This is a genomic window from Mycoplasma amphoriforme A39, from assembly GCA_000723365.1.
Lineage (GTDB): Bacteria > Bacillota_I > Bacilli_A > Mycoplasmatales > Mycoplasmoidaceae > Mycoplasmoides > Mycoplasmoides amphoriforme.
Genome location: HG937516.1, coordinates 341,568 through 354,664, shown reverse-complemented (window position 1 = coordinate 354,664; position 13,097 = coordinate 341,568). Strand labels below are relative to the sequence as shown.

Genomic DNA, 13,097 nt, shown 5'->3' with positions numbered 1-13,097 from the left:
TAATTAAACTGTTCTAATTTTTTGAATTGACTTAATTATGCTTTGTTTCCAAAAATTTCAGAAATTTTTTGATAAATACCATCTTCATCAAAATTTAAATATTTGCTAACATCACTAGGTTTTCCTGAAATACCAAACTGATTGATGCCAATGACGTGCTTGAAAAATTGCTTTCATAAGTATGGGGTGCCAGCTTCAATGAGAACGCTATGGTTAGCAAGTTTTTTAATAAGTCTAAAAAATGGGTTTTGTTCATTCCAAAAAATATTCATATTAGGTATTGATAAAACCCCGACGTGAATTTGATCTTTTTGAAAGCGTTTTGCCAAATCAATGCCAAGGCCAACTTCGCTACCGGTAGCAAAGATTAAAAATTCTGGTTTGCCTTGAGGTTCATAGACAAAATAAGGTTGTAACCCGTTTGCTTTAATATCAACTGGCTTAGATTGTGTAAAACCGGAACGACTAGTAACAATTACTGAAGGAAAATCACTAATAAATGCTTGATGAAATGCGTGATAGCATTCAAATAAATTAGCGGGGCGATAAACATTTACATTAGGAATTGTTCGTAACATTGTTAATTGTTCAACTGGTTGGTGGGTTGGTCCATCTTCGCCCACTGAAATCGAATCATGACTAAACAAGCAAACAATTGGGATTTGATTAATTGCTGCTAACCTTAATGCTGGTTTACAATAATCAGCAAAACTCATAAATGTCGAAGTAATTGCTAGCAAACCGCCATGGGCAACAATTCCAGCACAAATCGCAGTCGCTAAAAATTCACGAACCCCAACATTAATGTTTTGCCCACGATAATTATTAAAATCAAAATTATTTTTATTTGCAGGTTTAATTTTCGTCGAGCCTGATAAATCATTATTTAGGACCATAACATTCGGATTTAAACTGCTCACGATTTTAAAAACTTCACCCGCAATGTTTCGTGATGCTTCGACATCTTTTATTTTTAAATGATCTAGATCTGCAAGCGAAAAATTCAGTTTTTTGTTTAGTTGGTTGTGATACGCGTTGTATAAATCTGGTTTTTGTGATTCAAGCGTTTTTAGGTTTTTTTCATACTTTTTATATTTAACTTCGCCACGGGCTCACATTGGTTTGAAATGTGATTGTAATGATTGATCAATTGCAAATGGTTCGTGAGGATATTTGAAAAAATCCTGCAGTTTTTTAATCCCTTCGGCGCTAATCGGGCTGCCGTGGGCTTCATGCGAATTAGCTGCCGTTGAACCATAACCAAGAATTGTTTTACATTCAATAAAAGTTGGCTTTTTGTTGTTTTTTGCCTTAGTAATTGCTTGGTCAATTGCTTCGTGATCCATGCCGTTTTTTACCAAAAGATAATCTCAGTCATGGGCTGCGACTAATTTTGCATAATCAGTTGTAGTTGAATCAGAAACATTTCCATCTAACTGCACGTTATTAGAATCAAAAAGTCAAATCAATTTATGAAGTTTGTATCTGCCAGCGATCGCTAATGCTTCGTGAGTAACACCTTCTTGCAAGCAACCATCTCCTAGTATGCAATATGTATAATGATCAATTAAAGTGGAAAAGCGTGCATTCATGTTTGCTTCAGCAATCGCAAAACCAACACTAGTTGCTGCTCCTTGTCCTAGTGGGCCAGTGCCAAAATCAACTCCAGGTAATAAGTGTTTTTCGGGGTGTCCGGCAGTTTTAGCATTAATTTGACGAAAATTTTTAATATCATCCATGCTAAGGGAGGGATATTCGGCTAACAACATCGTTGCATACAATAAAGCACTACCATGTCCGGCACTTAAAATAAAACGATCACGGTTAATAAAATTCAAATCTTTTTGGTATACATTCAAGTGATTCTTGAATAATGCATACATCATTGGTGCTGCTCCTAAAACAATTCCAGGATGACCTGAATTTGCTTTTTCAATCATTTCTACGCCCAACATTCGAATTGTATTAATTGCTAGTTCGTTCAAATTATTTTTTTTTGAAGTCATTTTCATAATTAAATCCCATAATACTAATTATGTAAATTTTAAATTGCAAAAGATCATTCGGTAAAAAATAAATTAAAAAGATTTTAATTTTTTAATTAATTCAAACTTTTAATTTAAAAATAAGGCGAAGTTATGATATCTATAATGAGTTTGAAAATTTAACAATTTTTAAATACATTAAAATTGTAAAAGTTTTTAACAATCACAAAGTTAGTGAAAGAAAAAATCTCCAAAACCGATAGTTGTTTTCGTGTTAAATTTATTTTAAATAATGCAACGATTCGTGATGCAAATAAAAAACTTGAATATCTTCTCAACCGTTTCGAAATTGTTTGAATAAAGAATTAAAATTTCATATTTTGAATGTGTTTAAAATATAAATTTATATGGTGAAATCATGATTATTTTTTGGTATAGCAAATGTTTGAATACGTACACGACTAACAATGCATTCTCGCCAATAAAATCCTAAACATATTGATAATTAAGTTTCGTCAGTAACTTCTTTTTCAAAGTACTTTTTAGCAACCTCTTGATTAGGGTTAAATAAATTCACTAACTCATTAATTGATAACGAATCCAAAAGATTTTTGTCGTCACTGATTACCGATTTACTTAAATGTTTTTTGGAATCTTGAATTTGGATAATTCTTTGTTCAATCGAATCATCAACAATAATCCGATAAACTTGTACAGGCTTTTTTTGACCAATCCGGTGCACCCGATCAGTCGCCTGATTTTGAACAGCAATATTCCACCACAAATCATAATGAATTACAACTTCTGCTCCAGTAAGGTTTAACCCGATCCCACCTGCTTTTAATGAAGCGATGAACACAGGTGTATCATCAGAATTAAATTGGTTCACAGATGCCATTCTTTTGTCTTTTTGCGTCGAACCAGTTAGAGTAAAAAAAGTGATTTTGCGTTTTTTAAGTTCAGTTTCAAATAAATCAATCATTCCCAAAAACTGCGTGAATACTAATACTTTTTTGTGGTTAGCAACCGCTTCTTCAATAAGTTCTAAACAGGCATTAAACTTCGCATTTTTCCCTTCGAAACTAAATCCTTTAATTAAGGGGCTACAACAGATTTGGCGCAGTTCAATAATCAGTTTTAAAATTTGAAAGCGGACGTTATTACCTTTATTTGTTTGAATTAGTTTGTTTAGTTTTTCTTGGGTTTGATTCAAGTGATTTTCATATATTGCACGGTGTTCGGGAGTCAATTCTACAGTAATATCAGTTTCGGTTTTTGGTGGTAATTCCTTTAAAACTTTTTCTTTAACCCTTCTTAGAATAAAAAAGTTCATTTTTTTCTTAAGTCGATCGGTAATATACTGATTTTCATTTTTGATAATTGGCCGTTCGTAATCACGAACAAAATCGCGATAAGTTCCAAACAAACCTGGGGTAATAAATTCAAAAATGGATCATAACTCAGTTAATCTGTTTTCAATCGGAGTTCCTGTTAAAGCAAATCGGTGACTGGCATGGATCATTTTGACCGCTTTCGATAAATTACTTTCATGATTTTTAATATTTTGTGCTTCATCAATAATCACAAACTTATAAATTTTTTTCTGATGTTCTTCCAGATCGCGTCTAAAATAAGAATAAGAAGTGATTTCCACTCCGGTTTTATTGTTAGCAATTAATTGAAGTCGATCGGTTGGAATTCCACGAATTGTAGTAATTTTTAACTCCGGAACAAACTTTTTAAATTCGGATTCTCAATTCAATAATAAGGATGTCGGAACAATAATTAATGAAGGAATATCGTTAGGAATAGCATAATAAGCGTGTGCAACTAAAGAAATGGTTTGAACCGTTTTTCCTAAACCCATATCATCAGCTAAAATCCCACCAAAGGAATAATTTTGTAATTTTCGCATTCATAAATGGCCCTCTTTCTGATAATCACGCAGCAGTTTGTCAAAGGGCTTATCGATTAGTTTGTCCCTAACGCTTTTATGATGTTTTTGCTGGAATGACTCGATTAACTCCATTACCGAATCATCGGCATATTTTTTTAATAATTCCACGTCATCCCCAAAAGCTGATAATAAATCAAATGCTCGAAATTTGGGAAATTCAAAAGTACCTAGACCATCAGATTTAGCATCATAAAAATCAAATTTTGACCAAAATTCACAAAATAAAATATTTTCAGGACTCTTTAATTGATAGTAACAATCTTTGGTGATAATTAAATCGTTTTGACCATTATATTCTTTGCAAATCGCACTAAGTTCTGAAATACTAAAATTAACACGATCGCAGCGGATAATTAATTTGCCTTTCTGACCTTTTTGAATTGTAATTTTTTTTAAATTTGAATAATTAAAATGTAAAAAACCTTCATTTGTTAAATTTTTATCAATCTTGCATTGGATTAAATCGGTTTTTGGAAAACTTTTAAAGAAGCCAACAATCTCTTCAATTAAACTAGCAGTGATTTTTGCAGAAGCATCTTTATTTAGTGATTTTTTAGTCTCTTTCGTTTTGATATCAGCACAATTAACAATGGTTTTTTCATAAATGGCAAGCCGATCTTTCAAATTAATTTCTTTATCACAAGACAAAACACTAAAAGGCAAGCCCTCATTGAAATATAAAAACTTGATTTTGCGTTCAAACAATTTATTTTTTGAACTGTAGGATAGTTCATAAAAGGTTTTCGGTAAATATTCAAATAATTTTTTGAAAATATTGTCCTTAGTTATAATTCAAAAATCAGTAATTTGGCGTAAATAATAAAAAGTATAGTAGTCAATAATCGAACAGTTTGACAAACTAACGGTTTCGTTATACTTGCCCTTTCAAGCTAGGCTTTCAGCATCTTCTAAAAAAAAAATCTTTTTATTTTTATTGGTCCAGGATGCAAAAACATTAATTCATTCCGCATCCAAAAAAGCTTGAATTTGACAGTAATAGTTATCAGATTTAAAGTTTTTTAAAACAATTCTTTTCTTTGAATTTTTACTAACAAAATAAAAAGCACTTGCTTTTTTGTTAACTAATTCAATATAGTTATCTTTAGAATTCAATTCTTCCTTTAATTTTGCTAATAATTTATCGATCAAATTATCGCTAATCCAAAATGAATTTCCTGGAATATTTAAATCTGTCTTCTCAATTAATTGTTGGGGTTGGTTCGAAATTAAATATTGAAAAATTTGTAAATCCATTTGGTTGAATGAATTACTTTCAACTCTATGCCCAGTACCATTCAATTCAATTAAATTAAGTTGGTTAGGAAAATCATTAAAAAGTTGGTAAGTGGCTAAAATTGCTAATTTTTTCCTGCCATCGATTAATGCTTCGACAGAAAATAAAGAATAGTGCTTCTTTGAAAAAGTTTCATCCTTAATTTTTTCAAAAACAAATTTTACTTTTTTCCAAGATTCACTTTTGAAACTAGTCAAATCAAGATCTGAAAATTGATTAATTTTTAATTTTATTTCATTTGGTTCGGGAAAATACTTAAGCAGAGCTGCCGCTAAATGGATACATTTTTTACGTTGTTGATTAAAGTTAGCACAACTGCATGTATATTTAGTTAATTGATTATCTTGATTAAACTCTAAACTAACATTTTGATTTTTCGAAGACTCGTAAACTGAAAATTTTACTTTTAAAGTTGAGCTCTTGTTTTTTAGTAATACCACAAATCTCCGGTTTACTAAATTTAAGCCTGTTATAAAAGTTATATCGTCGTCAATAAATTTTTCAATTTCCTTACGCGTCATCCGAAAATATTCCTTTTTAATGCAATTAAGCATTATAGTATAGGAAAGTAAAATTAAAGAAATTTATGTCGGTATTTAAGAAAAATTGGTACAGTTATTGACGCCATTAAAATAAACCAATTTATTAATGAGTGTTTTCATTATGTAGTCGTTGTAATGATCTTAGTTTTGCATAATGATCACATAAATTTAATTGTTAGATAAAATTAAATCTAATAATTATTTAAAAATAATAAAATGCCAATGACTATCATTTTTGTATTCGTTATTGCTACTCCTGCCTTATTTATCATTTTTATTAGTCCCAAAACAAAAAAAATAGCTAGTAATCAATGATTTTGAATTATTGTTGGTTTGATCGGTTTTGGATATGCCTTTTTTGGACGTCAACTTCAGTATTTAGTTCCCGAACTAAGAGGTAAAATTCTTTACGATTTATTTGGCAGTCCCTTGATGCCACCACCTGATCCGAACCGACCTTTAGAAGGTCTTGATTACAGTCGCTTGCTATTATTAGATCTTTGTCCTTTCTATATTATTTTTGGAAGTTTATCTTTATTTTTAAAAAAGAAAAAAATTGCTCAAATCTTAGCACCCTTTGGATTCTATGGAGCAGCAATCACCTTATTTGGTCAAATTATTCACGATGTTGGCAACCCGGTTAATTACCCCAAAGGGATCTGAATCTATATTTTTGTCGGCTACCACGGTGGCGAATTGTATTTCATGATACATTATTTGTCCATGCTAATTAGTCTGATGGTGATTTGCTGAACGACAAATTGAAAAAAAACGCTTTTAATCCACATGCATGGCTTCGCTTTATTTTATTTTTCTTATATCCTCATTATGGTGGCATTAATTCCCAAAATTATGGGAAATACAACAGGGGTGCTAGAAGCAGATTGACAACAGGGAGGCGAATATAGTCGCGTTGAACAAATCTTAAAGATTAAATGGCCAGCGGTTATGATTGTTGGTTACATTATCTCCTATATCGTCATTGCTATAGTAAGTTTAACTAGAATTGGCATTGAAATCTGGGCGAGATCATGACGGTCAAAAGTGCACCTCCGCCTACTTGAATTAGATTGGTACAAAAACCTTTCTGCAAAGTGATATAAGTTTAAGTGTAAAAAATCCTAGTTTAAATTCATATTAAATTTAGCTGCTGATTGCTTCATGATTTCTAAAACTCGAATCAAACTATGCACACATTTTTCGTAATCACCTTCATCGAAAACCTCTTCAATTAAAACCAAATGTTTTTGAATGTCAGAACTTTCAGAACGATATTTGTTTAAATATAAAAAGATTGCTCGCGAAATTTCTTTTAGTGTAGCAAGATCAACAATTACTTTTAGTGTTTTAATAAATGTCTTATTAGCATTTTTTGCAAATTCATCAAAATTTTTAATCGCTAGATTATAATCCGAATATAATGCTTTCTCTTTTAAATCAACTTCTTGTTTAAGCGTTAAAAACTCATTTATTGTCAATTGATCAGGAAAAAATTTATTATTTTCAATAATCGACTCTAATTGTGAATATCTTAATTTTAAGTTATTAATACCGTAAATAACATTTTTATAAATATTCATTTTTTTATCAGCAATTAAAATTAATTCTTCTAGGCGAGTGCGAAGGGTGGAAATGGCTGAAATAATGAAATTCATTTTTTCTAAAAGAACACTGTAATCATCTTTTTGTTGTTCGCGTTCAAATTGCATTGACTGAATTGCTTCACGAATTTCATTAAGATGTTGGTCAATTTGATTCGTTCGTGTCGTGATCTCAACGTCTCGAGAAAAATTTTCTCCGACTTTGTTAATTGCTTGGGCTAACTCGTGATATTTAGTTTCGAATAGATTTGCACTTTTAATGAAATTTTCAAAACCAGAATTAATGATTTGCTTAGCGTGGCTTTCATCATATAAATGTTTTTTAAGCGGCACTAAAATTGTTAGTAAATCTTGAATTTTTACCTCTGATTCTTTAAATTCAAATAAGTGTAAGTGTTCGTCAACTTTTTGAACAGAAAGCGATGATTCGCTAATCACTCGATAAATTCCGTTTAGTTGCGAAAACTGTGAAACATTAGGATCTTTTCGTGATTGCTGGTAATGCAGATTGATTTCTTTAATTAAAAACTTAACATAATCATTTTTTTTATCAAGGGTATATAGTTTATTAACACACACTAGTAGCGAGTGAATCACTTTACGTAAATTTTCCATATTCTTAATAAAAATGTCGTTTTTTAAAGTGTTATATGAATCGTCTGCATCATTAAAAACTGACGAAATGTTATTTAAAGAATCTTTAAAAATCACACTATCATATTTAGGTAAAATGTGTTGTTTTAAAAACAAGGATAAATTATTAACAAGATTTCGGTAAGTTACAACCAAGCGTGAAGCACTGTTTTGGTAAATTGATGAGTTTACAGTTAACTCATTAAAATGTTTTTTAAGATCATTTAAAACAAGAAAATAATTATTAATTTGGGCCGATGTGGACTTTGCAAACTTCAAATCAAAATGATTTTTTAAGTTGGTTAATTCATTGATTGATGCTAGTGTGGTGTTTAATTGTGATTTATAATGAGCATCAAAATTTTTCATATAAGTAACAACATGTTCTAGATATCGCTTATTCCTTGATAGTAATTCAAAAGGTTTGGTAGCCCCAATAAAAGAATTAGCCGATAATTCATTATAAGTGTTTTGATCTTTATAAAGTTGATTAACACTTTTACGCACTCTAACAAAGATAAAGGCATAAATGCTATAAACAATTAATGCAATAATAAACAAGAAAATTAAAATGAAAGCAAGGTAATGCGAAACAGTAAAAGTCATAATTTGTGAACAATGTCTGGTTATTTTTTATACAGATTATATATTTTTCAGATTCTGAATTATTAAGAAAATAAAAATGTTAGTTTTCTTTTTTAAAGAAACCTGGGTTTAAAATTCACTGAAAAATAACTTCTCTCTAACTTAAACTAAAATTTAATATAATATCCAGGCATAACATATAGTATTGGAGAAAATAAATATGGCAAAAAAAGTAAGGGTTGCTGCACTTAGTTTAGATGGTTATGAATTTGAATTACAAGAAGACGCAAGCAAAGGTGATTGGTTTTCAATTAAGGATTTATTAGAATTTGATACTTCCAAAATTGAAACCGAAATTACTAATTTATTGGAAAACCGTTATCGAAAGAAACTTGAACAAGATAAAAAACATTGGGAAAACGAGTTTCGCTCAAGTGATCATTATGTTCAATTAAAAGAAGCAGTCGATAAATTAAAACTCGAGAATGAAAATTTAGAAAAGAGTTTACAAGAAAAAATTGAACAAAAAGAAAAACTCTTACATGAAGAATATAAACATCAATTGCAAAATTACAAACAAGAACATGAATATAAGTTAGAAAATATCAAACAAGAATACAAACATAAGAACGATCAGTTAAATAATGAACGTGAAAATTTAAAAAAGGATCATGAATATCAAAAAACCATCTTACAACAAGAATTCGAAAAGAAAGAAGTTACTTTAACAGCTCAAGTTGAACAAGAAATAACAAAGTTTAAATCAAAAATTGAACAAGATAAATTTAAGGAAATTGAAGAATTCAAAAAAAGTTACACGGAAAAGTATAAGACCTTAAATACCAATGTGAAACTATTAGGTGAAGATTTAGAACGAAGAATTAAAGAAAGTTTTGAAGAAAGTTTTGGTTTGTTAGAGGACTGTCGTTTGGTTAAACAAACCACCTCCCATAATTCCGATGAAGACGATACTCGGGCTGATTTTATTTTTGAAATCAAATCACAAAAAAGTAATAATTTTATTCCAGTTGTAACTATTGAGGCAAAAACTCAAAGTAATCTAACAGTAGCTGGGAAAAAAAATTCGGCTCACTTCAATAAATTAGAAAAAGATGCACAAAAAAATCAAACCCAATACGCTTTACTAGTAACAGAATTAGAACCAGAAGAAATTATTAGTTTACAGATGGTAAAAGAAAAAAACAACATGTTCATGTGTCGTCCCGATTTTACGAACACTTTTTTAGGATTAATGCGGCACTTGTTTAAGAAAAATGAAGAACTAAAACTAAACATTCCTGATTTTGCAAAAAAGGAAGATATTCAGTCACGTTTTGAGAAGATGAAAACTGAAATCTTAAATAATTCTGTAAAAAATATTCGAACAAAAACTGAAGATATTTTAAAACATGCCGAAAGCATTAAAAAAGATGCAAACAAGATCTCCGAATCTGCCCGGATTGTTAGTGAAACCCATTTGGAAACCGTAGTAAATAAAATTGAAGGCTTTAAACTAAATTCATTATTAAAAGCTGTTGAAGATTAACGCTTCAAAAAAATTTTACAAGCATTGTTAAAAGTTATTGTAGCCACAGTTTCAGGATCAATCTTTTTTAACAAACCAATCTGTCTAATTGTGTACTCAACATAACTAGGTTGGTTGGTTTTACCACGAAAGGGGGTTGGCGCTAATCAAGGTGCATCCGATTCAACCAGCAATCTTTCTAATGGCAATTGCTTCACGGCTTCTTGAGCACTAATTGCGTTTTTAAAAGTAATAATACCAGGAATTGAAAAATAAATATCGAGATGGTTCAATTCATATAAAATTAGTTTAGCAATTCTTTCGTCTTGACTAAAACAATGAAAAATAACAGGAATTTTCAGCGAATACTTTTTTAAAAAATTAACAATTTCATCATGAGCATCGCGAACGTGAAGCATTAACGGTAAATTGAATGCAACAGCCAGATTTAGTTGCATTTTTAAAAATTCATATTGTTGGTTTTTAAATTCAGTAGAATAGTGAAAATCTAGGCCGCATTCACCAATGCCGACAATTTGCTTTCGGTATATTTTGCACCAATTTTCTAAAGTGTTTTTGGAATCTTGGAGATCGTGGTTCTGCACATCATTAGGGTGGATTGCAACACACGCTTTAATAAAGTCATAATTGGCGGCATATTCAATCGCTTGTTTTGAAGAAACTAGGTCAAAGCCAACAACATTCATAAAAATCTTTTTTTCAATCGCAGTATTCAAAACTAAATCATTGATTGTTAATAATGGTTCAACCATTAAGTGACAGTGAGTGTCATATAGTTTCATGCTTATTTTCCTAAACAAAAATTTTTAAAAATTTCAGTAATTAAATCATAATTTTGAATTTTACCAAGAATTTTTAAAAGGCTTTCATTTGCGTTTTTCAAAGGCTCGATAATCAAATCCAAATAGGGATGAGTCATGCAGATTTTTTCGAATTCATCTAAAAAATAAACGCATTGATTGGCTAAATCAATTTGTCATTTTTGATTTAACATTAGGTTGCTTGCTGATTGTTTGTATTCTTCTAAATAACTTTCAATTTGGTGGATCAGATCATTAATTTCATTATTTTTCGCACTAATCAAAACACAATTGTTTTCTGGTTTTATTTGGGTTGTTTTAATCAAATCTTTTTTGTTATAGCAGAGAATATATTTTTTCTCTAGTCTGGTTAAATCATTTAAAATTTCCAGATGTCTCGAGCTTTTTTTATTAGCATCTAGAACTAAAATCACAAGGTTAGCTTCTTTAATCGTTTCGTGTGTTTTTTCGATTCCCTTTTTTTCTAATTGTGAACGGTGTTCGTGAATACCGGCGGTATCAAGTAATGATACTGAAAATTGATTAATTTCTAGATAAGCTTCAATCACATCTCTCGTTGTTCCAGCAACGTTCGAAACAATGGCTCTTTCTTTGTTAACCAAGGCATTAAGTAAAGAAGACTTACCAACATTTGGTTCACCAATAATAGCAATTTTAAAACCAGAATTAATGCTAATTAATCTGGAAGATTGGTTAATTATTGCTATAAGTTTTTGTTTTAGATTTTTTGTTTTATTAATTCATGTGTTTAGATCTTTTTCTAAATCTTCATATTCAGGATAATCAATCAAAACTTCAATTGTGCCAATTAACTGAAAGATTTCGTTTTGAAAAACTGTTAGTTGTTCAGAAGTTTTTCCAAAAAGCGATGCTAACGCGCAAGCCCTCGAATAAGGGTTCAACGATTTAACAAGGACATCAACTGCTGCTGCTTGTGTTAAATCCATTTTATTATTCAAAAAACCTCTTTTAGTGAATTCACCAGGAGTTGCTAAAATCGCTCCATTTGCTGCTAAAAGTTCAAAAATTTGGTGAACTATTTGCATACTACCATGACAATTAATTTCAATTAAATCTTCACCGGTATATGTGTTAGGAGCGACAAATTTCATCAAGAGCACATCATCGATTACCTTTTGCGTTTTTGAATTTCAAATAACATTTCTTTGAATGTGAAAATGTTTAATAAAAACTTCAGTTTTACAAATTTTATTTAAAATATCAAATGTTTTCGGACCACTAACCCGAACAATGTGAATTGCTCCGGTTCCTGGTGCTGTACTTAACGCATAAATTGTTTTATTCATGTCGCTTACACTTTTCAATTTCTTGAATAATTTGTCAAAAAATACTACTTCGAATTGGATTTAAACCGATATCATTACTAAGATTAACCAGTTTTCCCCAACAGGAAATTTTTAAATTCTTAATAATAAATTTTAACAATCGTCGAATTTGTAAGTAAGACAGTTTTTTAAATTTTTCAAATAAAAAACTAACTTCTGATAAACTCTTCTTTGCTTTTAGAAGCTTACTTCCAATTTCAGACAATTCAAAAAAACTTTTATCACTGATTGCTTCAATAGCCTCATCGATTGTTCAGTATAAGTTTTGTAAAATTTTAATATCGGTTTTTTTTAGATTATTGTTGGTGATAATTGTTGATCAATCAAAATTGATTTTTTTTAAAAAGAAATGTTGGCAACGACTGCGAATTGTTAATGGAACGGTTTGTTCATTTCTAGTAGTTAAAATCGCATATGTATTACGCGGTGGGTCCTCTAAAAATTTAAGTAAGGCATTGATTCCTTGCGGGTAAGTGTTTTCGATTTGTTTTAAAACATAAATTTTTTGATTGCAATGTTCTAGCCCAGTTGTTAAAAATTTGTTTTGAATTTCAATGATCTGATTTTTGGAAATAATTTGTTTTCCGCCGTCGACCACAATTAAATCAAAATAAGTGTTGGTATTTACTTTAACACAATATAAACAAGTATCGCAAAAAGAATTATCCACCTTAGCATTACAAACAATATTTTTGATATATTTTTGTAAGAACAGATTAAAGTAACTGCCTTCTAATTCGGTTACTAAAACAGCATGCGACAAAATTGGTAAATTTATTTGCATAAA

At 30.2% G+C, this 13,097-nt stretch carries 8 protein-coding genes; 2 read left to right on the top strand and 6 right to left on the bottom strand.

Features of this window, described 5'->3' with window-relative positions; all coding sequences use genetic code 4:
• Positions 1-35: 35 nt before the first annotated feature.
• Positions 36-2,012, bottom strand: a complete 1,977-nt coding sequence (locus ABDB96_RS01355; RefSeq protein WP_343251729.1) for a transketolase-like TK C-terminal-containing protein — start codon at positions 2,010-2,012, stop codon at positions 36-38.
• 478 nt (positions 2,013-2,490) lie between these two features.
• Positions 2,491-5,757 (bottom strand): DEAD/DEAH box helicase, encoded by a 3,267-nt coding sequence (locus ABDB96_RS01350; RefSeq protein ID WP_343251728.1) that lies wholly within the window; start codon positions 5,755-5,757, stop codon positions 2,491-2,493.
• 237 nt (positions 5,758-5,994) lie between these two features.
• Between ABDB96_RS01350 and ABDB96_RS01345 the strand changes: the two genes are divergently transcribed.
• On the top strand, positions 5,995-6,903 hold the full coding sequence (locus tag ABDB96_RS01345; RefSeq protein WP_343251727.1) for a DUF5378 family protein: 909 nt from the start codon (positions 5,995-5,997) through the stop codon (positions 6,901-6,903).
• Here the strand turns inward: ABDB96_RS01345 and ABDB96_RS01340 are convergent.
• A complete protein-coding gene (locus ABDB96_RS01340; RefSeq protein ID WP_343251726.1) occupies positions 6,900-8,618 on the bottom strand; it encodes a septation ring formation regulator EzrA in 1,719 nt (572 codons plus the stop codon). The two genes, ABDB96_RS01345 and ABDB96_RS01340, sit on opposite strands and share 4 nt — an antisense overlap.
• A gap of 199 nt (positions 8,619-8,817) precedes the next feature.
• On the opposite strand from ABDB96_RS01340, the gene ABDB96_RS01335 reads away from it, so the two are divergent.
• Entirely contained in the window at positions 8,818-10,143 is a 1,326-nt protein-coding gene (locus ABDB96_RS01335) for a DUF2130 domain-containing protein (protein ID WP_343251725.1), read from the top strand.
• On the opposite strand, the gene ABDB96_RS01330 is transcribed toward ABDB96_RS01335, so the two are convergent.
• Genes ABDB96_RS01330 through ABDB96_RS01320 form a run of 3 tightly spaced genes read right to left on the bottom strand, consistent with a single transcriptional unit; the run spans position 10,140 to position 13,094 of the window.
• A complete protein-coding gene (locus tag ABDB96_RS01330) occupies positions 10,140-10,925 on the bottom strand; it encodes a TatD family hydrolase (protein WP_343251724.1) in 786 nt (261 codons plus the stop codon). The genes ABDB96_RS01335 and ABDB96_RS01330 overlap by 4 nt on opposite strands.
• 2 nt (positions 10,926-10,927) lie before the next feature.
• On the bottom strand, positions 10,928-12,271 hold the full coding sequence (mnmE, locus tag ABDB96_RS01325) for a tRNA uridine-5-carboxymethylaminomethyl(34) synthesis GTPase MnmE (RefSeq protein ID WP_343251723.1): 1,344 nt from the start codon (positions 12,269-12,271) through the stop codon (positions 10,928-10,930).
• Positions 12,264-13,094 (bottom strand): hypothetical protein, encoded by an 831-nt coding sequence (locus ABDB96_RS01320; RefSeq protein WP_343251722.1) that lies wholly within the window; start codon positions 13,092-13,094, stop codon positions 12,264-12,266. The genes mnmE and ABDB96_RS01320 overlap by 8 nt, the downstream gene beginning before the upstream one ends.
• Between the last annotated feature and the right edge of the window lie 3 nt (positions 13,095-13,097).